Below are 22,791 nucleotides of genomic sequence, written 5' to 3' on the forward strand. Positions count from 1 at the left end.
CCGTCCCTGCCCCGGCCGGGACGATGTGACGACTCCGTGACGTCCGGGTCGCACCTGCCCGGGTGGGCTACCTGCCCCCGGACGGGCGGGCGGACGCCGCTCCGGCCGGGGAGGAGGAGCAGGTGCACGTCAGCCGCAGGGAACGGCCCGGTCGACGTGGCCGCTGCGCCACCGTGGCGGTCGGTCCGCGGTGAGCGACGTCCTGCTCGTCGTCGCCGGCGCGGCCGCGATCGGCCTGGTGGTCTGGGACGTCAGCTCGACCACCCTGACCCTGGGTGAGGGGGCCGGTCCGCTGACCCGGCGGCTGCTCGCCGCGGCGTGGCGGCTGCTGCTCCGGATCCACCGGCGGGGCGGGGGCCGGCCGCGGCTGCTGGGCTCGGCGGGACCGGCCCTGATGGGCGCCACCGTGGCCCTGTGGGTGGTGCTCTTCTGGGCCGGCTGGTCGCTGGTGTTCCTCGGCAGCGGTTCGGTGGTCGAGGCGCGGACCGGCCGGCCGGGATCGGTCGCCGACGTCGTCTACTTCGCGGGGTACGCCGTCTCCACGCTGGGCGTCGGCGACTACGTCGCCGCCGATCCGGCGTGGCGGGTGGTCACCGCGCTGGCCAGCTTCAGCGGCCTGGCGCTGGTCACCCTCTCCATCACCTACCTGTTCTCCGTGATGTCCGCGGTGGTCGCCCGCCGGGCGGCGGCCACCCAGCTGCACGGCCTCGGGGACAGCGCCCAGGAGATCGTGGTGGGCGGCTGGGACGGGGACCGGTTCAGCCCCGTCCTCACCCAGCAGCTGCTGCAGCTGCCGGCGCAGCTCGCCTCGGTGGCCGAGCAGCACCTGGCCTACCCCGTGCTGCACTACTTCCGCAGCGTCCGGGCCACCGCCTCGGCGCCGGTGGCGATCGCCCGGCTCGACGACGCGCTGCTGCTCCTGGGAACGGCGGTCGCGCCGGACCTCCGCCCGCCCGCCGCAGCCGTCCTGCCGGTCCGCCGCGTCATCGACCGCTACGTGGAGACGGCGACCCACGGCCGGACCCCGCTGCACGACGTCCGGCCCCCGCCGGAGCCGGGGCTGGACCGGCTGGCCGACGCCGGGATCCCGCTCGGTGACCCGGGGGAGTGGCGCCGCGCCCTCGACGCCGCGGCCCCGCGTCGCGCCCGGCTGCGCCGGCTGGTCGAGGACGCCGGCTGGGAGTGGCGGGACTGACCCCGGGGCTCATCCGCCGGGCCGCAGCTCGAAGAAGGCGACCTGCGGCGGGGCGTTGATCCGCATCGGCACGATGCTGAACCCGATGCCGCAGGTCACGAACATCCGGTTGCCGTCCTGGCCGTACCCCTCGGGCGCCCAACCGTCGGCGACGATCTTCTCCTCCGCGGTCAGCGCCAGGTAGGACCACTTCGGCCGGCCCGGCAGCGCCAGCTGCCCGCAGTGGGTGTGCCCGGCCACGGCCAGCGGGGCGGTGCCGGCGGGGAACTCCGGAAAGGCCGTCGGGTTGTGCGACAGCACGATCCGCGGGGCGTCGGCCGGCAGGCCGGCGAGGGCCGCCTCGACGTCGACCTCGCCGGGGGCGACCGGTCCGACGCCGACGACGTGCAGCGCCTGCGCGCCGGTTCCGGTGCCGGGCACGGGAGCGGACTCGTTGCGCAGCACGGTGATGCCGGCGTCCTCGAAGGCGGTGGTCAGCTCCTCGGCCGCGCCGACGCCGTAGTCGTGGTTGCCGAGGACGGCGAAGGTGGGGATGCCCGACTCGATGAGCGGGGCGAGGAGCGCCAGGACGCCGTCCACCTGCTCGGGGATGCTGGGGTCCTTGCTGTACACGTAGTCGCCGCCGAGCAGCGCCACGTCCGGGTCGGCCTCGACGATCCGGTCGACGGCCCGCTCCACCATCCCGGTGTTGGCCCACCACATGCCGATCTGCAGGTCGGAGACGACCGCCACCTCGAGGCCGCCGGCGGTGGCGGCCAGGCCGGGCAGGGGCACCTCGGCGCGCTCCTCGTCGAGGATCAGCCGCGGCTCGACCAGCAGCCCGTAGCCGACGAGGAGGGCCAGCACCGTCAGGAGTGCCGCGCCGATCCGCAGGGTCCAGCGCAACATGTCGGGGTGCCTCCGGAGTATGGGATGTGCGGCGGGACGCCGCGGTCCGGGGTGCCCGCCACCGTTCCCGGAATGCCTCCGGTGGCGTGATCGCCACGCGTTCGTCATTCCCGGGCCGGCCGCCCGAACCCGCAGCCGCCCGGACGCGCGGTCGCCGGCGCGCAGCGCCGTCACGGTTCCGTAATCACCGCCCGGCCCGGGGCGCGCCGGTCATTGCGGAACCGTGACGAAGCCGCGCGCGTCGCTCGCCTCCACCCTTCTCCGGGCAGGAACACCGGCAGGACACCACCGGTCGCGGGGAGCCCCGTGGCCGGACCCCGGCGAGAGAGGACCGACGGCCATGAGGACCAGCCGGCGCACCATCCGGGCGCACGCCGCCCCCCGCCCCGACCCGCGGATCGGGTGAGCCGGATGGCGTTCCGCACCCTGCCGGCGGCCGGGTCCGCCCGGCGCCGCGCGCCGCGGCTGACCGGCGCCGTCCTGGCGGCCACGCTCGGAGGCGCCGTCCTCGCCGGCTGCTCGGGCGTCGACGAGGAGGAGGCGGTGGGCGGCGAACCCACCACTTCGGCCGATCCGGACGTCCGTCCTCCGGGCGACCTCGAGGACCCCTACGACGGCGCCTACACCGCGAAGTTCCGCGAGGACCTCGACGCCTACGCCGGGCTGGAGGTGACCCTGACCGGCGAGGTGGTCAGCATCGTCTCCCCGGTGGCCTTCACGCTGACCGGCCCCGAGGGTGCCGACGTCGAGCCGATCCTGGTCCTCACCCGGACCGAGCCGGCGCTCATGCCGGGGGACCAGGTGGTGGTCGCCGCCGTGCCGGTGGACGAGTTCGACCTGGCCGACGCCGAGGAAGACCTGGGCGCCGACCTGCCGGACGAGGCGTTCGAGGACTGGGACGACGAGCCGTACCTCGCCGCGAGCCGGGTGCAGGCGCAGTCGTGAGGCGTCCGCACCGGCCGTGGGCCCGGCGGCCCGGTGGCCGCCGGCGGTGGGTCAGCGGCGGGCGCTGAGGGCGGCGAGCTCGTGCGCGGACTCGAGCGTCGGGGCGGCGGCGAGGGCCGAGGCCAGCGCGCGCTCCTCGCGCAGGTGGATGCGCTCGGCGTGCCGGCGGGCGAGGGCGGTGCGGATGCGGGTCATGGCGTGTCCTCCGTCAGAGCAGTGGTTCTGCTGCGAGCTCTGCAGGGGGCCGGGCGGGCCGGCCGGAGACCGTCCGCCTCCTGGGTTCGCCCTACGAACTCTGCTCCGGTGGTCGGGGTTCGGCAAGTGAACCCAGCATGGCTATGCTCACATGTGTGAGCGACGCCTCGTTCGACCGGTCCCGCTGCTCCGTCGCCGGCACGCTCGCGGTGGTGGGGGAGAAGTGGAGCCTGCTCGTGCTCCGGGAGGCGTTCCTCGGCGTCCGCCGCTTCGCCGACCTGCAGCGGGCCCTCGGCATCCCCAAGGCGGTGCTCACCGACCGGCTGGCCACCCTCGTGCAGGAGGGCATCCTGCGGCGGGAGCCCTACCAGGCCGACGGGGAGCGCCAGCGGCACGAGTACCGGCTCACCGACAAGGGGCGTGACCTCTACCCCACCCTCGTGGCGCTCATGGAGTGGGGCGACCGTCACCTCGCCGACGGCCCGCCGCCGCTCGCCCTCGACCACCGGGACTGCGGGGCCCGGGTGCGGGTCGCGCTGGTCTGCGACGACGGGCACGAGGTGGCCGGCCCGCGCGGGGTGGCCGCCCGGCCCGCGGGCGCGGGCGCCGCTGCGGAGCGCCCCGCCTGACCTCCGGTCCGTTGCGGGTGCGCCGGGTCGGCGGCGCCCGCACCGCTTGCCGACCGATGAGTTCGGGGCCGAGCGCGCGTCTTCTCCTGCGACCCCGCCGTCCGCCCGGGCGGTGGGCACCGCGACACACCGGGGAGCTCAGATGCGCATGATCTTCGTCAACCTGCCGGTCACCGACCGGAACCGCGCCGACGCCTTCTACGGCGCACTCGGTTTCCGGCGCAACGACCAGTTCTCCGACGAGCGGTGCGTCTCGTACTCCATCGAGGAGAACATCGCGGTGATGCTGCTGACGCGGGAGCGGTTCGCCGACTTCGTGACCGGCGAGGTGGGCGACCCGGCGCAGGCCACCTCGGTGCTGAACTGCCTGTCGGCCGGCAGCCGGGAGGAGGTCGACCGGCTGGCCGCGACGGCGGTCGCCGTCGGCGGCAAGCCGTGGCTGCCGGTGCAGGACCACGGGTTCATGTACGCGGCCAGCTTCGCCGACCCGGACGGCAACGTCTGGGAGGTCATGTGGATGGACCCGTCGGCGGTCCAGGGCTGATCCGTCCCGGCCGGGAAACGTCGTACCCCCCGGCCACACTGCGCCTCGCGGGCTCGGATGGCGGTCCGGTCGATCCTCGGTCACCCTGGGTCTCCGGCCGTGCACCGACGGTCGCCGAAGCAGGGGTCCGCCGCGACGCCGAGGGGGAGCAGTGATCGATCCGCAGGAGCCGGGGGAGCCGGGCCGTGTCCGGCACGGGGCGGTGGGGCCGCAGGCCCGGACCACCGGACGCCAGATCGTCGTCTTCGCCGACGACGGGGACGACGGCGGCGTCGACTGGAGCCGGGCCGGCGTGCACCAGGTCGCCGACTCCCGGGACTTCGCGGACGGGGACGTGCCGCCGGAGACGCTGCAGGAGGCCGGGGCCACGGTCTTCGCCGCGCTCGGCATCGCCGTCGTGGCGGCCGACGCGGAGCAGATCGGCGCGCTGCGCGCCGGATCGGCGCGACCGGTCCTGTCGGTCTCGCCGGAACTCGTCCACCACGTCCTCGACGACGACAGCCGGTACGTGCAGGGCTACCGCGACGGGGTGGCCGACCTCGCCGGCCGGCTGCTCCCGCCGGGGGCACCGGGTGGAGAAGGCGTGGCGGCGGGCCGCTTCGCGGACACGCCGTACGCGACGTGGGGCGTGCAGGCCGTCCGGGCGGACGTCTCGTCCCGGTCCGGTCGCGGCATCCGGGTGGCCGTGCTGGACACCGGCTTCGACCTCACCCATCCCGACTTCGCCGACCGTGTCGTGACGGCGCGCTCGTTCGTCGCCGGGGAGGACGCCCAGGACGGCCACGGCCACGGGACCCACTGCGTCGGGACCGCCTGTGGGCCGACGAGCCCGCCGGGCGGCCCCCGGTACGGCATCGCCGGCGAGGCGGAGATCTACGCCGGGAAGGTGCTGGGCAACGACGGGACCGGCACCGACGCGGGCATCCTCGCGGGCATCAACTGGGCGGTGACCAGCCGCTGCCCGATCATCTCGATGTCGCTGGGTGCCGACGTGATGCAGGCCCATCCGCCCTACTCCGCCGCCGGCGGCCGGGCGCTGCGGCAGGGATCGCTCGTCATCGCCGCGGCCGGCAACAACGCCGACCGTCGGGCGCGCAACGACGGCTTCGTCGGGGCGCCGGCCAACAGCGTCGAGATCATGGCCGTCGGTGCGGTCGACCAGGCCTTGGGCATGGCCTGGTTCTCGGCCCGGAGCCTGCCGGCCCGCGGCGGGCAGGTGGACATCGCCGGCCCCGGCTGGGAGGTCTTCTCCGCCTGGCCGATGCCGGCCCGCTACCGGACGATCAGCGGCACCAGCATGGCCACTCCGCACGTGGCCGGGGTCGCCGCGCTCTGGGCCGAGGCCACCGGGCGCCGGGGGCTGGAGCTGTGGGCGGTCCTGTGCCAGGAGAGCGAGCGGCTGCTCCAGCCGTCGGTCGACGTCGGCAGCGGCCTGGCGGTGGCCCCGGACTGATCCGGTTCCCGACGTGGCGGTTGCCGCGTAGCGTCGGCTGCATGACCGACGTCAGCGTCACCGTGGACGACGGGCACCTCGCGGCCCTCGACGGTGTGGTGCAGGGCCTGCGCGCACGAGGCATGCGGGTGGACCAGGTGCTGGACGGGCTCGGCATCATCACCGGCTCGGTGCCGCCGGGCACCCTCGGCGCGCTGACCGCGGTCTCGGGCGTGGTGTCGGTGGACGAGCAGCTGACCTCCCGGCTCCCGCCCCCGGACGCGCCGGTGCAGTAGCGCCCCGCGGTCAGAGCCGGGACGGCACTGTCCGGATCGGGTACCCCGCCCGCAGCGGGCCGGCGGACGGGAGCGGGCGGTGGCCGCCGGCTGCCGGCGGTGCTGCGTTCCCGGCGGGACGGAGGTCGAGCAGCTGGTCCAGCCCGACCAGCAGGACCAGCCGGTGCAGGCACGGGCTCGGCCGGTGCAGCACCAGCGCGGCCCCGTGCCGGTGAGCCAGGTGGTGCGCGGTGACCAGGGCGCGCAGCCCCGCCGCGTCGCAGAAGACCACGCGGGCGGCGTCGACCGCCCAGCGCCGGTGCCCGGTACCGGCCAGCGCCAGCAGCCCGTCGAGCACGTGGTGGGCGTTCTCGCGGTCGAGCTCGCCGGAGACGGTGACCGTCCCACCGACCAGGTCGACGCACAGGTGGAACGGGATCGGGTCGGCCTCCAGGGAGGGTTCCGACGGTCGTGCATCCGGTGCCATGGCAGGTCTCCCACCTGACGACCGTGTCCCCGGAGCAGCTGCTCCGGACGCACGTCGCACGGGTAGACGGTGTGCCGGGCCGGAGCTTCGACCCGGCGTCCAGGGTATCCCGGGGTCCGGTGGCCGGAACAGTTCCGCAGCCCTCCGTCGGCCGGTCTCTCACCGTCCGCGAGCGCTTGCTGACCGGGCCGGCCGGGGCGCGGACCCCGCTGCGACGTGCGCCGGATCGGGCCGTGGTGGGATGGGGGCGATGAGCGAGAACGCGACCCGACTGCGTGATGTCCGCCCCGAGGACGCCTTCGACGTGGAGGCGGTGCACGCGTGGCTGGCGCCGCGCGTGCCGGCGCTCGACGGGCGGCCCGCCCCCCGGGTGCAGCAGTTCACCGGCGGAGCCAGCAACCTGACCTACCTGCTCGACTACGGCGACCTGGACCTGGTGCTGCGCCGGCCGCCGCACGGCCACAAGGCGGCCTCGGCGCACGACATGGGCCGCGAGGTCCGCGTGCAGCAGCGGCTCCGGCCGCACCTGGACGTCGTCGCGCAGATCCACGGCTTCTGCGAGGACCCGTCGGTCATCGGCAGCGACTTCTACGTGATGGAGCGGCTGGACGGCGTCGTCCTGGGCCGGAAGCTGCCCGACGGCGTGGAGCTCGGGCCCGACCGCGCGCGGGTGCTGGGCGAGACCGCCTACGACACCCTCGCCGAGCTGCACTCGATCGACGTCGACGCCGCCGGCCTGGCCGACCTGGGCAGGGGCCCGGGATACGTGCGCCGGCAGGTGGAGGGCTGGTCGCGCCGGTTCCGCGACGCCCGGACCGACGACGTGCCCGCCGCCGAGGAGCTCATGGCCTGGCTGGCGGCCCACCAGCCCGAGGACGTGCGCGCCAGCCTGCTGCACGGCGACTGGAAGCTGGACAACCTCGTGCTCGACCTCTCCGGCACGCCGCGGATCACCGGCGTCCTCGACTGGGAGATGGCCACCGTGGGCGACCCGCTCATGGACCTCGGCGCCTCGCTGGCCTACTGGGTGACCGCCGACGACGACGAGGAGTTCGGGCTGGTCTCGACCCAGCCGAGCATCCTGCCCGGCATGCCGACCCGCGAGCAGCTCGTCGAGCGGTACCTGGCGCGCACCGGTCTGCAGCCGGGGAACTGGACGTTCTACGAGGTGTTCGGCCTGTTCCGCCTCGCGGTGATCATCCAGCAGATCTGGGCGCGGTACAGCTCCGGCCACAGCACCGACCCCCGGTTCGCCACCTTCGGGATCGCCGCGGCCGTCCTGCTCCAGCGCGCGGAGAAGCTGGCCGGATGCCGCTGATCTGCCTCGTCCGGCACGGCCAGGCATCCTTCGGTGCCGACGACTACGACGTGCTCAGCGACCTCGGCCGCGAGCAGGCGCGCTGCGTGGGAGAGGAGCTGCGCCGGCGTGAGCTGCGGAACCCGCTGGTCGTCTCCGGCACGCTCCGCCGGCAGCGAGACACCGCCGCCCTGCTCGCCGAGGCCGCCGGCTGGCCGGTCGAGGCCGCTCCCGACCCGCGGCTCGACGAGTACGACCACCTCGACCTGCTCCGGCGCTATCCGGCCGAGATCGCGGACGGGGCCGCGGACGAGTCCGCGTCCCGGCGGATGCAGCGGCTGCTCGACGCCGCCCTGCGGTCCTGGATCGCGACCGGCGACGCCGACGGCTGGCCGGCGTTCACCGCCGGGGCCACCGCCGCCGTCGGGGAGCTCGCAGCCGGGCTGGCGCGCGGCCGCGACGCCGTGGTGGTGAGCTCGGCGGGCGTGATCGCGGCCGTCGTCGCCGGGTTGCTCGCGGCACCGGCGGACGGTGTCGTGGCGCTGAACCGTGCGGCGGTGAACGCCGGCATCACCTCGGTCCTCGCCGGCGCGGGCGGGCTGTCGCTACTGGCGTTCAACGACCACGCGCACGCCACCGGGGCCCGGCGCCACCTGCTCACCTACCGCTGACGGCGCGGGCGGCGGCTGCGTGCGCGGATCCGGGTGCGCGGTCACCGTCCGCAGCCGGAACGCGCGGCTAGGGTCGCTGCATGCCCCAGCACACCGGAGCAGCAGGCCTGCACCACCTGGGTGAGGTGATGAGCCGGGTCGCCCGCGAGTTGCAGGAGGAGCACGACGACGTCGAGGGGACGCTCCGGGCCATCACCGCCGCGGCGGTGCGCACGGTGCCCGCCGCCGAGGACTGCAGCATCAGCGACGTGATCGCCCGCTCGGAGGTCGGGTCCCGGGCGGCGACCAGCGAACTGTCCCGGTCGGCCGACGAGCTGCAGGGACGGGTCGGCCAGGGGCCGTGCCTGGACGCGATCTCCGAGCACGAGGTGGTCCGGGTCGACGACGTGGCCTCCGACGGCCGCTGGCCGGACTTCGGCCGGGAGGCGGCGCCCCTGGGCGTGCGCAGCATGCTGTGCTTCCGGCTGTTCGTCGCCGGCGACCGGATGGGCGCGATGAACCTGTACGCCCGCACCCCTGCGGCCTTCGACGCCGAGAGCGAGGAGATCGGGCGGATTTTCGCCGGTCACGCGGCGGTGGCCCTGGCCGGTGCGGAGCACGAGGCGAACCTGCGCAGCGGGATGGCCAACCGGGACCTCATCGGCCAGGCCAAGGGCATCCTGATGGAACGGCACCGGCTCACGGCCGATCAGGCGTTCGGCGTGCTCGCCCGGGTGTCCCAGGAGCTGAACCGGAAGCTGGTCGACGTCGCCCGCGAGCTGACCGACACCGGGGCCGTGCCGGGCGGGGACCGCCGCCGCGACTGAGCTCCGCGACCGAGCCGGGGGCACGTCGGACTTCGGCTTCCGCGGCACCTCCGCGGCGGTCTTCGCCGTCGCCGACGACGGCGTTCCGCAGCTGCGCGAGGTCATCGAGATCACCCCCGACAGCGCCGACGGGACCCAGGTGAACTGGGGCGCGGCCGCGACGGTGGACGGCGGCTGGATGTACGTCTACGGCACCCGGCTGACCGGGGTGGCGGGCGTCTTCGGCCGGGAGCTGTACGTGTCGCGGGTGCCGGTGGGCAGCCCGGCCGACCGGAGCTCCTGGCGCTTCTGGGACGGGCCGGCCTGGCAGGCCGACCGCGGCCGCGCGGCGCCGGTGCTGGGCGCCGCGGGCGGGGTCTCGCAGACGCTGTCGGTGGACGCGGTGGGCGACGAGTGGATCGCGGTGTCCAAGCGCGACGGCGACCTCGGCGACTTCGTCTACACGTGGACGGCGCCGTCGCCCAGCGGGCCCTGGACCCCGCGGCGGGCGCTCGAGTCGCCCGCGGGCTTCGACACCGGGGAGCTGATCTACGCGCCGCTGGCGCACCCGGAGGTCGCGCTCGCCTCCGGCCGGCTGCTGGTGTCGGTGTCGCGGAACACCACCGACCTCGCCCGGCTGCTCACGAACCCCCGGGTGGGGCGGCCGGTGCTCGCCGAGATCCCCCGCCCCTGAGCCGGGGCGCGGGGGGCCCGCCAGGATGGGGCAGTGCCCGACCAGCCCCTGCCCGGCAAGCCGCTGCCCGACATCGTGGCGCCCGGGCTCGACGTGCTCTTCTGCGGCATCAACCCCTCGCTGATGTCGGCCGAGCGCGGCCACCACTTCGCCCGCCCGGGAAACCGCTTCTGGCCGGCGATCCACCTCGCCGGCTTCACGCCGCGGCGCCTCACCCCGGACGAGGACCGGGAGCTCCTGCGCTACGGGCTCGGCGTGACCAACGTGGTGGACCGGCCCACCCGGACCGCCGCCGAGCTCTCCGCCGAGGAGCTGCGGGCCGGTGCGGTGGCGCTGGAGCGGCTGATCGCCCGGTACCGGCCCCGCGTGTTCGCGGTCCTCGGCATCACCGCCTGGCGGCAGGGGTTCGGCCGGCCGAAGGCGGTCGTCGGCCGGCAGCCCGAGCGGGTGGGCGGCGCCGACACCTGGGTGGTGCCGAACCCCAGCGGGCTGAACGCGCACTTCCAGCTCCCCGACCTCGCCCGCGTCTACCGGCAGCTCCGTTCCGGCCCGGAGGCGGGATGATGCCGGGGTGCCCCGTCTCCTCGTGGTCCACCACACGCCCTCGCCCGCCCTGCAGGCCGTGCTCGACGCGGTCCGGGAGGGCGTCGCCCTCGTCGACGACGTCGAGCTGACCGTCCGGCCGGCGCTGTCGGCCGGGGCCGCCGACCTGCTCGCCGCCGACGGCGTGCTGCTCGGCACGCCGGCGAACATCGGCTACATGTCGGGGGCGCTGAAGCACTTCTTCGACACCGTCTACTACCCGTGCCTGGACGCCACGGTCGGCCTGCCGCACGGCGTCTACGTGCACGGCAACGACGACACGGCCGGGGCGCTGCGCAGCATCGAGCGGATCACCGGCGCGCTGCGCTGGAAGCAGGTCGCGGCGCCGCTGAGCCTCACCGGGGCGCCCGGCGCCGCCGAGCTGGAGGCCTGCCGCGAGCTGTCGGCGACGGTCGCGGTCAGCCTCTGACGGTGCCGGGCGCCTCGGCGAGCACGCGGAGGACCACCAGCGCGACGTCGTCCGAGTAGTCCGGCGCCAGGCGCGCCAGCAGCGTGTCCGCCACCGCCTCCACCGGGAGGCCCGGCAGGTCACCGGCTGCGGCGGCGAGCCGGCGCAGCCCGTCGTCGAGCGTCGAGCCGCGCCGCTCCACCAGCCCGTCGGTGTAGAGCACCAGGGTGGCGCCGGGCGGCAGGGGCAGCACGTGCTCCGACCGCGGCGCGTCGGGGACGACGCCGAGCAGCAGGTTGCGCGGGCGTTCCAGCAGCTCCGCGGCGCCGTCGGGGCCCACCAGCAGCGGCGGCGGATGGCCGGCGTTGGACCACCGCAGCACCCGCCCGGTGCCCGGCGCTCGCCCCGCCGGCGTCTCGATCCGGGCCAGCACCGCGCTGGCCAGCGTGGCGATGCCCAGGCCGGCCATCGCCCGGTCCACCGCCGAGAGCACCTGAGCGGGGTCGGAGCCCAGCGCGTGCGCGATGCCCCGCAGCACGTTGCGCAGCTGGCCCATGAGCGCGGCCGCCGTCCGGTCGTGTCCGGACACGTCGCCGACGACGAGGGTGGTGGCACCGTCGGGCGTGCCGAAGGCGTCGTACCAGTCGCCACCCACCCGGGCCTCCTGGGCGGCCGGCCGGTAGCGCACGGCGATGCCCAGCCCCTCCGTCCGCGGCGGGTCGGTGAGCATCGACCGCTGCAACGCCTCGGCGAGGCTGCGGGTGGCCCGGGCCTGCCGGCGTTCCTGCTCCAGCCGGGCGACCCGGTCCAGCGCCTGGCCGCACTGGGCGGCGAACGCCTCGAGCACCCGGACGTCGTCGTCCTCGAGCGGCTGCGGCCGCTGCCAGCCGACGGCCAGCGCGCCGAGCACCTGCTCCCCGGCCTGCAGGGGCAGCGCCGCCCAGGCCCGCAGCCCCGGCGCCGGCGGGGGACCGGAGCAGGTGGCGGCGTCGGGCACCAGGACCGGGGTGCCGGAGGCGGCGACGGCCAGCGCGGCGGGGGAGCCGGCAGGCAGGGGCCGGGCACCCGGCCGGTCGGCTCCGGTGGTGGCGTCGACCACCGTGAGGTCGGGCGAGTCGGGGCGGTGCAGCGCCACCGCGAGCAGGTCGGCCGACAGGCCGGGGCCACCGAGGTCGCCGAGCAGCCCGACCAGTTCCTCGCGGGTCTCCGCCGCGGCGAGCGCGGAGACGGTGCGCGCCAGCCCGGCGAGGGAGCGCGCGGTGCGCTGCTCCCGCTCGCGCAGCGCCCGCAGCGCGGCGTTGCTCTCCTCGAGTTCCCGGGTGCGGGCGAGCAGGTCGGACTCCACCTGCACCGCCCGGTCGCCGAGCCGGCCCTCCGCGGTGGCCGTCGCCACGCCGGCGCGGGCGCGGATGTAGTCGGTGACGTCGTCCGCGCGGTGCAGCAGGAGCACGACCTCGCCGTCGTCGTCGAGGACCGGCACGTTGCGCGGGCTCCAGAACCGCACGTCGTAGCTGCCGTCGGGCAGCCGGATGTCGTACTTCTGGATCGCCATGGCGTGCGGCTGCCGGGTGTCGCGCGCCTGCTCGAGCGACGCCCGCAGGTTGACCAGCCCGTCGCCCTGCGGATCGTCGGGGTTCATCGGGAAGACGTCGAACAGGTGGCGGCCGACGGTGCCTTCGAGCGTGGTCGCCGTGGCGTCGAGGCGCGCCTGGTTGGCGTGCACGATGACCAGGTCCGGCGTCAGGAGCAGGAACGGCGTGGGGGCGAGGTCGAACACGCGGCGGAAGTCGGGCACGGGCAGCTCGCCGATCACGCCACTCCGATGCTCTCGCGGGCTCCGGAGGGGTCCGGGCCCTCGCCATCCTCCCTGACCGCCGGACCCGGCGTACGGCAGGCCCGGCCGCACCCCGTGTCCCCGGACCGGGGGCGGCGGGTATCCGGCGGCCGGCGACCGGGTAGGAGGCCGGCCATGCCGACCCGACGAGCCGTGCTGGGTGCCGGAGCCGCGGCGGTGCTGTCCGTCCTGGGCACGGGGTGCACGCCCCGGACACCCGGCTCGCCGGACGGCTCGGCGACGGGGCGGGACGGTGCCGCGCTCGAGGCGCGGCCGGCCGCGCCGCCGCCGTCGGACCGGCCCGAGCCCGGTACCCGCCCTCTCGGCCTGGCATCCTCCGGCGACCCGCTGCTGCACGTCCCGACGGGGACGGGGGCGGGCCGGCTCCCGCTGGTCGTCTCCCTGCACGGCGCCGGTGGTGACGCCGAGGCCGGCCTGGCCCTGCTGCGGCCCGTGGCCGACGAGCACGGGCTGGTGGTCCTGGCGCCGGCCTCCCGGGGGCCGACCTGGGACGCCGTCGGCGGCAGCTACGGCCCGGACGCGGAGCTGATCGACCGGGCGCTGGCGGAGGTCTTCGGCACGGTGCCGGTCGACCCCGGGCGGATCGCCGTCGCCGGGTTCTCCGACGGCGCCTCGTACGCGCTGGGGCTGGGCCTGGCCAACGGCGAGCTCTTCTCGCGGATCGTCGCCTTCTCCCCGGGGTTCGTGCCGCCCGCCGCGCGGTCGGGGGATCCGGCGGTGTTCGTCTCGCACGGGGTGGACGACGAGGTGCTGCCGATCGACCGGACCAGCCGCCGGATCGTGCCCGCACTGGAGGACGACGGCTACGACGTCACCTACCGGGAGTTCCCCGGCGGGCACGCCGTTCCGCCGGAGGTGGTGCGCGAGGCCGTCGGGTGGCTCGTCGCGGGCTGACCGGTCCGGGGCGGCCGGTGACGCTGGATACCGTGCGCGGGTGGGCGAGATGAAGGACCGGATGCTGGCCGGGCTGCCGTACCGCCCCGACGACCCCGACCTCGCCGCGGACGCGCGGCGCGCCGCCGCGTTGGTGGCCACCTACAACGCCGAGGCCGATCCGCACCGCCGGCACGAGCTGCTCACCGGGCTCCTCGGCGCGCTCGGCGGCGGGACGACGATCCGCTCCGACTTCCGGTGCGACTACGGCTACCGGATCACCGTGGGGGCCTACTGCTTCGTCAACTGGGGCGCGGTCTTCCTCGACGTCGGCCCGATCGCGCTCGGCGACCACGTCCAGCTGGGCCCCAACGTGCAGCTGCTCACCGCCGTGCACCCGCTCGACCCGGCCGAGCGGCGGGCCGGCTGGCAGCAGGCGGCGCCGGTGACCATCGGGGACAACGCCTGGCTCGGGGGCGGGGTGATCGTGCTCCCGGGCGTGACGATCGGGGCAGACACCGTGGTGGGCGCCGGGTCGGTGGTCACCGCCGATCTGCCGGCGGGCGTGCTGGCCGTCGGCAACCCCGCGCGGGTGGTCCGCTCGCTGGTCTAGGCCGGACGCGACTCCCCGGCCGTGGACACCAGCCCGAGGGCCGCGCCCAGCCAGTCCCCGGCCCGCCGGCCCCAGGTGCGCTCGGCGGCCCAGGCCCGGCGCCGGGCCGCGAACTCCGCGGGCTCCTCCGCGGCGGCGCGCACGGCGGCGGCCATCTCCTCCGCCCCGGAGACGGTCGCGGTGTGCGGGGGCAGCTCGGCGGCGTGCTCCAGGTGACCCGCGGTCGCGACCAGCGGGAGCCCCCGGGCCGCGTAGTCGTAGCTCTTCATCGACGACTGGCCCAGCGCCCGGTCCGGCACGTCGGGCACCAGGCCCACCGTCGCCGCGTCGAGCACGGCGGCCAGCCGGTCGCGCGGCACAGGCCCGCGGTACGCCAACCGCCCGCCGGACTCCGCGACGAGGGCGCGGAAGCGCTCGGCGGCCGGGCGCGCCCGGTCGGGGAACACCAGCTGCCCGTGCACGGAGATCGTCCAGTCCGGCAGGGCCCGGAGCAGGGCGCGCACCAGGTCCACGTCGAAGCGCTCGGCGACGCTGCCCACGTAGACGGCGTGCCGCTCGGCGCGCGCGGCCGTCCGGGGTGCGGCGAGCAGGTCGCCGTCGGCGCCGTTGGGGACGACGACGGGTGTCCGCCCCGGGAAGAGCTCGGCGAGCAGCGGGTTGACGACGACCACCTCGTCGGCCTCCGCGGCGATCCGGCGGAGCTGGTCGGGCAGCCGACGGGCGTGGGGGAGCAGCCGGGCCCAGTCGTCGGTGCAGTCGAACACCGCCCGCCCGCGGACGGCACGGGCGGCGCGCCACTCCCAGGGCAGCATGAAGACGGTGACCTCCGGGTCCCAGCCCGACCGGCGGAGGACGGTGCCGAGCAGGGCGGCGTCGAGGCGCTCGGCGAGCGGGCCGCGGTGCCCGGGCAGGACGGTCGAGCGCTCGGACACCCGGACGCCCGGAGCGGCCGGCGCGAAGCGGGCCCGGGTCAGGTGGCCCCACCAGTTGGCCGGGTCGCTGCGCAGCCGGCGCCAGTCCGCGGGGGCCTGCAGGAAGCTCACCGGCCGGCCCTGCCGGACCAGCTCGCGGGCGATCATCTGCTCGCGCCGGATCGCCGGGTGCCACGGGTCCTTGGCCACGAAACCCACTCCGGCGGACGTCCCCGAGGCGTCGGCCGCGCTCAGTGCGGGGCCCCGTCCGTCGTCACGGCGCCACCCTAGGAGGGGACCGCCCGGTCCGCCGACCACACTGGTCGGGGAGGCCGCCCCGGACGGCCTCCCCGAACGGAGGAGGACACGGTGCCCGCGGCGTCCGACCGGCTGCACCGGTCCCTGATCCGGCGGCTCCCGATCGCGGCCAAGCGCGCCCTGCTGTACGCCGAGGCACACCGCCGCCGGCCGCACCTGGGGAACCCGCGGACCTTCACCGAGAAGCTGAACTGGCGGATCGTCCACGACCGGCGGCCGCTCATCGGCCAACTGGGCGACAAGCTGGCGATGAAGGACTACGCCGCGCGCGCCTGCCCCGGGCTGTCGATCCCGCGGGTGCTGTGGGCGGGCACCGACGTCGGCGAGCTGGCCGGGGCGGGCCTGCCCGAGCGGTGGGTGCTCAAGCCGAACCACGGCACCCTGCGGGTGCACCGCGGCGCCGGACGCCCCGACGTGGCGGCGCTGCGGCGGCTCACCGCCGACTGGCTGGACGAGCCGCTGTGGCCCGAGCGCGGCGAGTGGGTCTACAGCCAGGCCCGCCGGCTGATCCTGGCCGAGGAGTTCCTGGGCCGGCCGGGGGAGGTGCTCGTCGACCACAAGTTCCTGGTCTTCGGCGGCCGGGCGCGGCTCGTGCAGGTGGACACCGGCCGACTCACCGGGAGCCACTCCCGGCGGCTCTACACCCGGGACTGGGTGCCGGTGGAGGCGCACGAACCGCACGTGGCCACCGGGCCGGACACGGCGCCGCCGGCGGCCCTGCCGGAGATGATCGCGGTGGCCGAGACGCTGGGCGCGGCCTTCGACTTCGTCCGGGTCGACCTCTACGACGTCGCCGGGACGGTCTGGTTCAGCGAGCTGACGCCCTATCCCGGCGGCGGGCTGGACCCGTTCGACCCGGACCTGGACCGGCTGCTGGGCGGCTGGTGGACGCTGCCGGGGCGGGCGGAGGTGCGGGCGCCGTAGCCGGCGACGCGGGGGTGGTTCCCCGGCCGGACGCCGTCGCGACCGCTGCAGTGGCGACGACGGCGTCCGGCCGGGGATGCTGCAGAGCGGGGCCGGGACACCCGCGGTGCAGCGGTCTCAGGGAGCCGGGAGGTACGGGCTCACCAGCGCAGGGGGTGCGTGGACCGGGAGTGCGCGGTGCGGCAGGCCCGGCAGTTGCCCCAGGAGACGATGCAGAGGGCGGTCGTGGGGCCTCCGCACTCGGGGCACTCGACGGCGCCTGCCGAGCTGGCGCGCGCTTCGGTGAGCTCGCGCGACCGCTCCTCGTGGAGCTTCTCGTCGCCCCGGCAGGGGCAACCGAGATGGGCTTCCTCGCAGCGTCCGGTGTGTCTGGCGATGGGGTTCCCCTCGGAGTCGTGGTCGACGCCACGCCTGCGGCGTCCGTCCTCGTGGCCGGTCCGCCCCGTGAGGCGGCACCGGACGCGAAAGGGGCCACGGCGCAGTGCGCCGTGGCCCCTTCCTCACGCGTCGATCAGATCGCGCGGACGTTCTCCGCCTGCGGGCCCTTCTGGCCCTGCGTCACGTCGAACTCGACCTGCTGGCCCTCGTCGAGGGACTTGTAGCCGCTGCCGCTGATGGCGGAGTAGTGGCAGAAGACGTCGGCGCCGCCGCCGTCCTGGGCGATGAACCCGAAGCCCTTCTCCGCGTTGAACCACTTCACAGTGCCCTGAGCCATGTTCGTTCTTCTTCCGTGCTGGGGGGTGACCGCATCGGTACGTACCGGGTGCGGGGCCGCCGCACCGACCGGCAGGACCGAGAGGAACGTCAGGCAGAGACGACTGCGGACGTCCAAGAACGAAAGCAGAGGCGCAACAGCGACCGAGGTGAACTGTACGCCCTGGGCGGGCCTCGTGGGAAGGGCCTGGTCGGAGGGGCCCTCCCGGAAGGCGGTGACCCGGTCGGCGGGTGCGGTCGGCCGGTGCGCGAGCATCGTCGGCATGACGTCTCTCGGCAGCGCCGAGCCGGGCTGGGTGCACGACGCGGTCTGGTGGCACGTCTACCCGCTGGGTTTCGTCGGCGCCGAGCCGGCGGCCGATCCCGCCCGGCCGGTCCGCCACCGGCTGCGGCAGCTGCTCCCGTGGCTCGACCACGCCGTCGAGCTCGGCGCCTCGGGGCTGGCGCTCGGACCGGTGTTCGCCTCGGAGACCCACGGCTACGACACCACCGACCACCTGCGGATCGACCCCCGGCTGGGGGACGACGCGGACTTCGACGAGCTGGTCGCCGCGTGCCGGGCCCGCGGCCTGCGCCTGTTGCTCGACGGGGTCTTCAACCACGTGGGCCGCGGTCACCCCGCCTTCCGGCAGGTGCTGGCCGAGGGGCCGTCGGCGCGCACGGCGGGCTGGTTCCGGCTGCGCTGGCCGGGCGGGCCGCAGGCGTGGGCACCCGGGACGGAGCCCGGCTACGACGACTTCGAGGGGCACTCGGCCCTCGTCGCGCTGGACCACCGGTCCCCGGACGTCGTCGACCACGTGGGCGAGGTGATGGGCCACTGGCTCGACCGCGGGGCGGACGGGTGGCGGCTGGACGCCGCCTACGCCGTGCCGCCGTCGTTCTGGGCGGAGGTCGCCGGGCGGGTGCGGGCCCGGCACCCCGGCGCCTACCTGGTGGGCGAGGTCATCCACGGGGACTACGGCCGCTTCGTCGCGGAGTCCGGCCTGCACGCGGTCACCCAGTACGAGCTGTGGAAGGCCGTCTGGAGCTCGCTCAACGACGGCAACTTCTTCGAGCTCGACGCGGCCCTGGCCCGCCACACCGACGTCCTCGGCCGGTTCGTCCCGTACACGTTCCTCGGCAACCACGACGTCACCCGCATCGCCAGCCGGCTGCACGACGACCGGCACCTCGCGCACGCGCTGGTCGTGCTGCTCACGACCGGCGGCACCCCGGCGGTCTACGCGGGGGACGAGCACGCCTTCCGCGGTGTGAAGGAGGACCGGGCCGGGGGCGACGACGCCGTCCGCCCGCCGTTCCCGGCCTCGCCGGACGAGCTCTCGCCGGTGGGGCTGCCCGTGTACCACCTGCACCAGGAGCTGATCGGGCTGCGCCGCCGGCACCGCTGGCTGCACACCGCCCGCACCGCGACGCTGCACCTGGCCAACGAGCAGGTGGTCTACGAGGCCCGGGCCGACGGCGAGCGGCTCGTCGTCGCCCTGTCGGTCGCCGACGGGCCGGCCGAGCTGCCGGCCCCGGGCGCCGGGCGCGTGCTCGCCGGCCGGGCCGACGTCCTCGCGTCCGGATCACCCGGCGCCCGGGTGCGGCTGCCCGCGCACGGGTGGGCGGTGCTGGCCGGCTGACGCGCCGGCTCAGCGGCCGGCCGCCAGCTCCTTCACCGCCTTCGCCACGTACATGACCGACAGGGCCAGGAACAGCGCCCCGATCGCGGCCCGCACCTGGTCGTCGGTGACCGACGTCCGCTGGGCCACCGGCCCCGCCACGGTGTCGGCCACGCGTGCGCGCCAGCCCTTGAGGCCGGCCTTTCCGAAGGTGACTGCGTCCATCGCCGGTCCCTACCCCGCCGTCGGCGAGGTGAACGGCGCATCGGTGCATCGCCGGCCGCGGGGCGGGGCACTGGCCTGGTCATGGCTCTTCCCATCGGTGCCACCCGGAAGGTCGACGTCGGCGGCTGCTCGCTCAACGTGTGGGAGGCCGGCGACGCGGGACCGACGGTGCTGCTCGTCCACGGCATCCCGACCAACTCCCGCCTGTGGCACGACGTCGTCCCCGAGGTGTCCGCGTCCGCGCGGGTGCTGGCAGTCGACATGCTGGGCTACGGCGACTCCGACCCCTCCGGCGACCGGCCCGTCGACCTCGCCGCCCAGGCGGCGCTGCTGCTCCGGCTGCTGGACGAGCTCGGCGTGGCGCGCGCGGTCGTGGTCGGCCACGACCTCGGCGGCGGGGTGGCGCAGATCCTGGCCACCACGAGCACCGACCGGGTCGCCGGGCTGGGCGTGGTCAACGGGGTCTGCTACGACGGGTGGCCGGTTCCGGTGGTGCGGGCGATGAAGGCGGCCTGGCCCGCGCTGCCGCTCGTCCCGCCCGCGGCGCTGGCGACCGCGCTGCGGCCGGCGCTGCGCTCGCTGTTCGCCTCCCCGGAGCGGGCCGCGCCGTTCCTCGACCGCTTCGTCGAGCCGTGGTCGCGGCCGGGCGGTCCCGCTCAGCTCGCGCGCCACCTGCGGTCGCTCGACTCGGTGTACACGCAGACGGTGGCCCCGTTCCTGCCTCGGCTGGACATGCCGGCGGAGGTGGTGTGGGGCCGTCAGGACTCCCAGATGAAGCCCCGGTACGGGGCCCGGCTCGCCGACGACCTGCCGGGCGCGCGCCTCACCTGGGTCGACGACGCGAGCCACTTCGTCCCCGGGGACCGGCCGGACGTGGTCGTCGAGGCGGTGCTGCGGCTGGTCGCGCAGGCGGATGCCGGCGGGTGAGGTGTTCCCCCGGCCGGGCCCGGGTAGGGCCCCGGGATGACATCAGCGCTGGTCAGGCCACGTTCGCGGAAGATGATCGCCGGGGTGTGCGCCGCCCTGGCCAACCGGTTCGGGATCTCCCGGACCCTCGTACGGCTCGGCTTCGTGATCTTCGGGCTCGTCGGCGTCGGCGAGCTCGTCTACATCGCGCTCTGGATCATGATCCCCAAGGAGCGCTGACCCGCGCCCGGGGCGGACCGCGACCCGGTGATCATGCTTGACTGTCGCCCGTTGCCGCCCGCCTGCGAAGGAACAGCGATGTCGATCCTGGAGAGCCTTGCCGAGGCGCTGACCACCACGCGGATCGAGGTCGTCGACCTCACCGCGCCCCTGTCGGCGGAGACGCCGGTCATCCAGCTGCCGGAGCAGTTCGCCCAGACGGCGCGGTTCGAGCTGGAGGAGCTGAGCCGGTACGACGACCGGGGCCCGGCCTGGTACTGGAACAACTTCCGCACCGGCGAGCACACCGGTACGCACTTCGACGCGCCCAACCACTGGGTCACCGGCCGGCACGGCGACGACGTCGCCTCGGTGCCGGCCGGGCGGCTGATCGCCCCGGCCGTCGTGCTCGACTTCTCCGCGCAGGCCGCCGCCGATCCCGACTTCCTGCTCGAGGTCGAGCACGTGCGCGCGTGGGAGGGGGAGCACGGGCCGCTGCCCGAGGGCGGGTGGCTGCTCTACCGCACCGGCTGGGACGCCCGGTCGGCCTCGCAGCAGGCGTTCCTCAACGCCGACGACACCGGCCCGCACACCCCGGGGCTCTCCCCGGCCTGCGCGCGCTGGCTGGCCGAGGAGGCGCCGGTCATCGGGCTCGGCGTGGAGACCGTGGGCACCGACGCCGGTGCGGCGCACTCCTTCGACCCACCGTTCCCGTGCCACGCGGCGCTGATGGGCAGCGGTAAGTACGGGCTGACCCAGCTGCAGAACCTCGACCGGCTGCCGGCGACCGGGGCGCTCCTCGTCGCCGCGCCGCTGCCGATCGTCTCGGGGTCCGGCTCGCCGTCGCGGGTGCTGGCGCTGGTCGAGCGGGGATGACCCCGGCCACCGGGCGCACCGTCGCGGCGGCCGTCGGGGAGACGCTCGTCCGGCGCGGGGCCGGCACGGTCTTCGGCGTCGTCGGCTCGGGCAACTTCGTGGCGACCAACGCGATGGTCGCCGCGGGCGCCCGGTACGTGGCGGCCCGCCACGAGGGCGGCGCGGCGACGATGGCCGACGCGCACGCCCGGACCAGCGGCCGGCCGGCCGTGCTCAGCCTGCACCAGGGCTGCGGGCTCACCAACGCGCTCACCGGCATCACCGAGGCGGCGAAGAGCCGGACCCCGCTGGTGGTGCTGACGGCGGAGGCGAGCTCGCCGCGGTCGAACTTCTTCGTCGACCAGGTCGCCCTGGCCACGGCCGTCGGGGCGGTGCCGATGCGGGTGACCTCGGCGGCGGACGCGGTCGCGGTCGCCGCCGCCGCGGTGGACACCGCCCGGCTCGAGCGGCGCACCGTGGTGCTCAACCTGCCGCTGGACGTCCAGACCCTCGCCGCGGGGGAGGCGGAGCCGCCGCCCGCGGCGCAGCGGCCCGTCCCCCTGCCCGGCGACGCCGAGGTGGCGGAGCTGGCCGATGCGCTGCGCGCGGCCCGGCGACCGGTGTTCGTGGCCGGCCGCGGCTCGCGGGGGGCGGGCACGCGCCGGGCGCTGGAGGAGCTGGCCGACCGCTGCGGGGCGCTGCTGGCGACCTCGGCGGTGGCCAAGGGGTTGTTCCGCGGCAGCGACTGGGACCTCGACGTCTCCGGCGGGTTCGCCACCCCGCTGGCCGCCGAGCTGATCGGCGACGCCGACCTGATCGTCGGCTGGGGCTGCCAGCTGAACATGTGGACCATGCGGCACGGCCGGCTGATCGCCGGCGACGCCACGGTGGTGCAGGTCGACCTCGACGCGGCGGCGATCGGCGCGCAGCGGCAGGTGTCCTTCGGCGTCGTCGGCGACGTGCGCGCCGTCGCCGAGGCGGCGGCCGCCCGGCTGGGGGAGGCGGCGCCGGCCGGCTACCGCACGCCGCAGGTGCGCGCGGCGCTGGCCGGGCGGGGCCGCTGGCGGGACGAGCCGCTGCCCGGCCCCGGGGACGGCGAGCGCATCGACCCGCGCACCCTGACCGTCGCGCTCGACGACCTGCTGCCCGCCGAGCGGGTGGTGGCCGTCGACTCGGGCAACTTCATGGGCTACCCGAGCATGTTCCTCGACGTCCCCGACGAGCAGGGCTTCTGCTTCACGCAGGCGTTCCAGTCCGTCGGCCTGGGCCTGGCGACGGCGATCGGCGCGGCGCTGGCCCGGCCGGACCGGCTGCCGGTCGCGGCCCTCGGCGACGGCGGTGCGCTGATGGGCGCCGCCGAGCTGGAGACCGTCGTCCGGCTGGGGCTGCCGATGGTGGTCGTGGTCTACGACGACGCCGGCTACGGCGCCGAGGTGCACCACTTCGGCCCGGACGGGCACCCGCTGGACACCGTCCGCTTCCCGGAGACCGACTTCGCCGCCATCGGCCGCGGTCACGGCTACGCGGCGGTGACCGTGCGGCGCCCCGCCGACCTGGACGGCGTCGCGGGCTGGCTGGCCGGACCGCGGTCGGCGCCGCTGCTGATCGACGCGAAGGTGACCCGGGACCAGCCCTCCTGGTGGCTGGACGAGGCCTTCCGCGGCCACTGACGGTCCGCGGCAGCACGCCGTCGGCGCGCCGCCGGCCCGGTCCTTCCGGTGGGGCCGCGCGGCCGTGCGGTTCCGGTCA

27 protein-coding genes are annotated in these 22,791 nt (G+C 76.1%); 20 read left to right on the forward strand and 7 right to left on the reverse strand.

Annotated elements, in window-relative coordinates; all coding sequences use genetic code 11:
* Positions 1 to 190: 190 nt before the first annotated feature.
* Positions 191 to 1,195: a potassium channel family protein gene (locus ACI790_RS18555; protein WP_456571263.1), complete on the forward strand. Its 1,005-nt coding sequence runs from the start codon at positions 191 to 193 to the stop codon at positions 1,193 to 1,195.
* Positions 1,196 to 1,204: 9 nt separating this feature from the next.
* Here the strand turns inward: ACI790_RS18555 and ACI790_RS18560 are convergent, their stop codons facing one another.
* The gene (locus ACI790_RS18560) at positions 1,205 to 2,083 is read right to left on the reverse strand and encodes a metallophosphoesterase (protein WP_456571264.1); all 879 of its coding nucleotides are present in this window, start codon (positions 2,081 to 2,083) and stop codon (positions 1,205 to 1,207) included.
* A gap of 411 nt (positions 2,084 to 2,494) precedes the next feature.
* Between ACI790_RS18560 and ACI790_RS18565 the strand changes: the two genes are divergently transcribed.
* Positions 2,495 to 3,028: a hypothetical protein gene (locus ACI790_RS18565; RefSeq protein ID WP_456571265.1), complete on the forward strand. Its 534-nt coding sequence runs from the start codon at positions 2,495 to 2,497 to the stop codon at positions 3,026 to 3,028.
* A gap of 51 nt (positions 3,029 to 3,079) precedes the next feature.
* Here ACI790_RS18565 and ACI790_RS18570 read toward each other — a convergent pair whose 3' ends face one another.
* Positions 3,080 to 3,223, reverse strand: coding sequence for a hypothetical protein (locus ACI790_RS18570; protein WP_456571266.1), 144 nt, complete (start codon positions 3,221 to 3,223; stop codon positions 3,080 to 3,082).
* 155 nt (positions 3,224 to 3,378) lie between these two features.
* Here ACI790_RS18570 and ACI790_RS18575 point away from each other — a divergent pair, with 155 nt between their 5' ends.
* The 4 genes from ACI790_RS18575 to ACI790_RS18590 all read left to right on the forward strand — a co-directional run bounded on the left by ACI790_RS18575 (position 3,379) and on the right by ACI790_RS18590 (position 6,124).
* A complete protein-coding gene (locus ACI790_RS18575) occupies positions 3,379 to 3,852 on the forward strand; it encodes a winged helix-turn-helix transcriptional regulator (RefSeq protein ID WP_456571267.1) in 474 nt (157 codons plus the stop codon).
* A gap of 142 nt (positions 3,853 to 3,994) precedes the next feature.
* Positions 3,995 to 4,396: a VOC family protein gene (locus ACI790_RS18580; protein ID WP_456571268.1), complete on the forward strand. Its 402-nt coding sequence runs from the start codon at positions 3,995 to 3,997 to the stop codon at positions 4,394 to 4,396.
* A gap of 151 nt (positions 4,397 to 4,547) precedes the next feature.
* Positions 4,548 to 5,849, forward strand: a complete 1,302-nt coding sequence (locus ACI790_RS18585) for a S8 family serine peptidase (protein ID WP_456571269.1) — start codon at positions 4,548 to 4,550, stop codon at positions 5,847 to 5,849.
* A 41-nt stretch (positions 5,850 to 5,890) separates the two neighbouring features.
* Complete coding sequence (locus ACI790_RS18590) at positions 5,891 to 6,124, forward strand: hypothetical protein (protein ID WP_456571270.1); 234 nt, start codon at positions 5,891 to 5,893, stop codon at positions 6,122 to 6,124.
* A gap of 10 nt (positions 6,125 to 6,134) precedes the next feature.
* On the opposite strand, the gene ACI790_RS18595 is transcribed toward ACI790_RS18590, so the two are convergent.
* Positions 6,135 to 6,590: an STAS domain-containing protein gene (locus tag ACI790_RS18595; RefSeq protein ID WP_456571271.1), complete on the reverse strand. Its 456-nt coding sequence runs from the start codon at positions 6,588 to 6,590 to the stop codon at positions 6,135 to 6,137.
* A gap of 250 nt (positions 6,591 to 6,840) precedes the next feature.
* Between ACI790_RS18595 and ACI790_RS18600 the strand changes: the two genes are divergently transcribed.
* From ACI790_RS18600 to ACI790_RS18625, 6 genes are all read left to right on the forward strand, one after another.
* The gene (locus ACI790_RS18600) at positions 6,841 to 7,908 is read left to right on the forward strand and encodes a phosphotransferase family protein (protein ID WP_456571272.1); all 1,068 of its coding nucleotides are present in this window, start codon (positions 6,841 to 6,843) and stop codon (positions 7,906 to 7,908) included.
* Positions 7,899 to 8,558 carry a histidine phosphatase family protein gene (locus ACI790_RS18605; protein WP_456571273.1) on the forward strand — a complete coding sequence of 220 codons (660 nt, stop codon included), beginning with the start codon at positions 7,899 to 7,901 and terminating at the stop codon, positions 8,556 to 8,558. The genes ACI790_RS18600 and ACI790_RS18605 overlap by 10 nt, the downstream gene beginning before the upstream one ends.
* An 80-nt stretch (positions 8,559 to 8,638) precedes the next feature.
* Positions 8,639 to 9,364 carry a GAF and ANTAR domain-containing protein gene (locus tag ACI790_RS18610; protein ID WP_456571274.1) on the forward strand — a complete coding sequence of 242 codons (726 nt, stop codon included), beginning with the start codon at positions 8,639 to 8,641 and terminating at the stop codon, positions 9,362 to 9,364.
* A 139-nt stretch (positions 9,365 to 9,503) separates the two neighbouring features.
* Positions 9,504 to 10,037: a DUF4185 domain-containing protein gene (locus ACI790_RS18615; protein WP_456571275.1), complete on the forward strand. Its 534-nt coding sequence runs from the start codon at positions 9,504 to 9,506 to the stop codon at positions 10,035 to 10,037.
* Between the two features lie 33 nt (positions 10,038 to 10,070).
* Positions 10,071 to 10,601, forward strand: a complete 531-nt coding sequence (mug, locus tag ACI790_RS18620; RefSeq protein WP_456571276.1) for a G/U mismatch-specific DNA glycosylase — start codon at positions 10,071 to 10,073, stop codon at positions 10,599 to 10,601.
* Positions 10,602 to 10,608: 7 nt separating this feature from the next.
* Complete coding sequence (locus tag ACI790_RS18625; RefSeq protein ID WP_456571277.1) at positions 10,609 to 11,049, forward strand: NAD(P)H-dependent oxidoreductase; 441 nt, start codon at positions 10,609 to 10,611, stop codon at positions 11,047 to 11,049.
* Here ACI790_RS18625 and ACI790_RS18630 read toward each other — a convergent pair.
* Positions 11,039 to 12,841: a SpoIIE family protein phosphatase gene (locus ACI790_RS18630; RefSeq protein WP_456571278.1), complete on the reverse strand. Its 1,803-nt coding sequence runs from the start codon at positions 12,839 to 12,841 to the stop codon at positions 11,039 to 11,041. The two genes, ACI790_RS18625 and ACI790_RS18630, sit on opposite strands and share 11 nt — an antisense overlap.
* Before the next feature lie 156 nt (positions 12,842 to 12,997).
* Here ACI790_RS18630 and ACI790_RS18635 point away from each other — a divergent pair, with 156 nt between their 5' ends.
* Positions 12,998 to 13,777, forward strand: coding sequence for an alpha/beta hydrolase (locus ACI790_RS18635; protein ID WP_456571279.1), 780 nt, complete (start codon positions 12,998 to 13,000; stop codon positions 13,775 to 13,777).
* 49 nt (positions 13,778 to 13,826) lie between these two features.
* Positions 13,827 to 14,369, forward strand: coding sequence for a sugar O-acetyltransferase (locus ACI790_RS18640; protein WP_456571295.1), 543 nt, complete (start codon positions 13,827 to 13,829; stop codon positions 14,367 to 14,369).
* On the opposite strand, the gene ACI790_RS18645 is transcribed toward ACI790_RS18640, so the two are convergent.
* Positions 14,366 to 15,490 carry a glycosyltransferase family protein gene (locus ACI790_RS18645; protein ID WP_456571280.1) on the reverse strand — a complete coding sequence of 375 codons (1,125 nt, stop codon included), beginning with the start codon at positions 15,488 to 15,490 and terminating at the stop codon, positions 14,366 to 14,368. The genes ACI790_RS18640 and ACI790_RS18645 overlap by 4 nt on opposite strands.
* A 159-nt stretch (positions 15,491 to 15,649) precedes the next feature.
* On the opposite strand from ACI790_RS18645, the gene ACI790_RS18650 reads away from it, so the two are divergent.
* Positions 15,650 to 16,522: an ATP-grasp fold amidoligase family protein gene (locus ACI790_RS18650; protein WP_456571281.1), complete on the forward strand. Its 873-nt coding sequence runs from the start codon at positions 15,650 to 15,652 to the stop codon at positions 16,520 to 16,522.
* 511 nt (positions 16,523 to 17,033) lie between these two features.
* Here the strand turns inward: ACI790_RS18650 and ACI790_RS18655 are convergent.
* The gene (locus tag ACI790_RS18655) at positions 17,034 to 17,237 is read right to left on the reverse strand and encodes a cold-shock protein (RefSeq protein WP_456571282.1); all 204 of its coding nucleotides are present in this window, start codon (positions 17,235 to 17,237) and stop codon (positions 17,034 to 17,036) included.
* Positions 17,238 to 17,499: 262 nt separating this feature from the next.
* Between ACI790_RS18655 and ACI790_RS18660 the strand changes: the two genes are divergently transcribed.
* Positions 17,500 to 18,858, forward strand: coding sequence for an alpha-amylase family glycosyl hydrolase (locus tag ACI790_RS18660; RefSeq protein ID WP_456571283.1), 1,359 nt, complete (start codon positions 17,500 to 17,502; stop codon positions 18,856 to 18,858).
* A gap of 9 nt (positions 18,859 to 18,867) precedes the next feature.
* On the opposite strand, the gene ACI790_RS18665 is transcribed toward ACI790_RS18660, so the two are convergent.
* Positions 18,868 to 19,062, reverse strand: a complete 195-nt coding sequence (locus tag ACI790_RS18665) for a hypothetical protein (protein WP_456571284.1) — start codon at positions 19,060 to 19,062, stop codon at positions 18,868 to 18,870.
* An 81-nt stretch (positions 19,063 to 19,143) separates the two neighbouring features.
* Here ACI790_RS18665 and ACI790_RS18670 point away from each other — a divergent pair, with 81 nt between their 5' ends.
* The 4 genes from ACI790_RS18670 (at position 19,144) to ACI790_RS18685 (ending at position 22,712) form a co-directional block, all read left to right on the forward strand.
* The gene (locus tag ACI790_RS18670) at positions 19,144 to 19,989 is read left to right on the forward strand and encodes an alpha/beta fold hydrolase (protein ID WP_456571285.1); all 846 of its coding nucleotides are present in this window, start codon (positions 19,144 to 19,146) and stop codon (positions 19,987 to 19,989) included.
* 36 nt (positions 19,990 to 20,025) lie between these two features.
* Entirely contained in the window at positions 20,026 to 20,208 is a 183-nt protein-coding gene (locus tag ACI790_RS18675; protein WP_456571286.1) for a PspC domain-containing protein, read from the forward strand.
* 78 nt (positions 20,209 to 20,286) lie between these two features.
* The gene (locus ACI790_RS18680; protein ID WP_456571287.1) at positions 20,287 to 21,063 is read left to right on the forward strand and encodes a cyclase family protein; all 777 of its coding nucleotides are present in this window, start codon (positions 20,287 to 20,289) and stop codon (positions 21,061 to 21,063) included.
* Entirely contained in the window at positions 21,060 to 22,712 is a 1,653-nt protein-coding gene (locus ACI790_RS18685; RefSeq protein WP_456571288.1) for a thiamine pyrophosphate-binding protein, read from the forward strand. Before ACI790_RS18680 ends, ACI790_RS18685 begins: the two co-directional genes overlap by 4 nt.
* The last annotated feature ends 79 nt before the right edge of the window (positions 22,713 to 22,791 follow it).

This window comes from Blastococcus sp. SYSU DS0539, assembly GCF_054050855.1.

Coding starts and splice junctions, on each gene's coding strand:
- ACI790_RS18665 (WP_456571284.1), bottom strand. CDS start 19,062: ATGGACGCAGTCACCTTCGGAAAGGCCGGCCTCAAGGGCTGGCGCGCA.
- ACI790_RS18570 (WP_456571266.1), bottom strand. CDS start 3,223: ATGACCCGCATCCGCACCGCCCTCGCCCGCCGGCACGCCGAGCGCATC.
- ACI790_RS18675 (WP_456571286.1), top strand. CDS start 20,026: ATGACATCAGCGCTGGTCAGGCCACGTTCGCGGAAGATGATCGCCGGG.
- ACI790_RS18685 (WP_456571288.1), top strand. CDS start 21,060: ATGACCCCGGCCACCGGGCGCACCGTCGCGGCGGCCGTCGGGGAGACG.
- ACI790_RS18635 (WP_456571279.1), top strand. CDS start 12,998: ATGCCGACCCGACGAGCCGTGCTGGGTGCCGGAGCCGCGGCGGTGCTG.
- ACI790_RS18595 (WP_456571271.1), bottom strand. CDS start 6,590: ATGGCACCGGATGCACGACCGTCGGAACCCTCCCTGGAGGCCGACCCG.
- ACI790_RS18655 (WP_456571282.1), bottom strand. CDS start 17,237: ATGGCTCAGGGCACTGTGAAGTGGTTCAACGCGGAGAAGGGCTTCGGG.
- ACI790_RS18605 (WP_456571273.1), top strand. CDS start 7,899: ATGCCGCTGATCTGCCTCGTCCGGCACGGCCAGGCATCCTTCGGTGCC.
- ACI790_RS18660 (WP_456571283.1), top strand. CDS start 17,500: ATGACGTCTCTCGGCAGCGCCGAGCCGGGCTGGGTGCACGACGCGGTC.
- ACI790_RS18610 (WP_456571274.1), top strand. CDS start 8,639: ATGCCCCAGCACACCGGAGCAGCAGGCCTGCACCACCTGGGTGAGGTG.
- ACI790_RS18680 (WP_456571287.1), top strand. CDS start 20,287: ATGTCGATCCTGGAGAGCCTTGCCGAGGCGCTGACCACCACGCGGATC.
- ACI790_RS18670 (WP_456571285.1), top strand. CDS start 19,144: ATGGCTCTTCCCATCGGTGCCACCCGGAAGGTCGACGTCGGCGGCTGC.
- ACI790_RS18565 (WP_456571265.1), top strand. CDS start 2,495: ATGGCGTTCCGCACCCTGCCGGCGGCCGGGTCCGCCCGGCGCCGCGCG.
- ACI790_RS18590 (WP_456571270.1), top strand. CDS start 5,891: ATGACCGACGTCAGCGTCACCGTGGACGACGGGCACCTCGCGGCCCTC.
- ACI790_RS18580 (WP_456571268.1), top strand. CDS start 3,995: ATGCGCATGATCTTCGTCAACCTGCCGGTCACCGACCGGAACCGCGCC.
- ACI790_RS18640 (WP_456571295.1), top strand. CDS start 13,827: ATGAAGGACCGGATGCTGGCCGGGCTGCCGTACCGCCCCGACGACCCC.
- ACI790_RS18600 (WP_456571272.1), top strand. CDS start 6,841: ATGAGCGAGAACGCGACCCGACTGCGTGATGTCCGCCCCGAGGACGCC.
- ACI790_RS18560 (WP_456571264.1), bottom strand. CDS start 2,083: ATGTTGCGCTGGACCCTGCGGATCGGCGCGGCACTCCTGACGGTGCTG.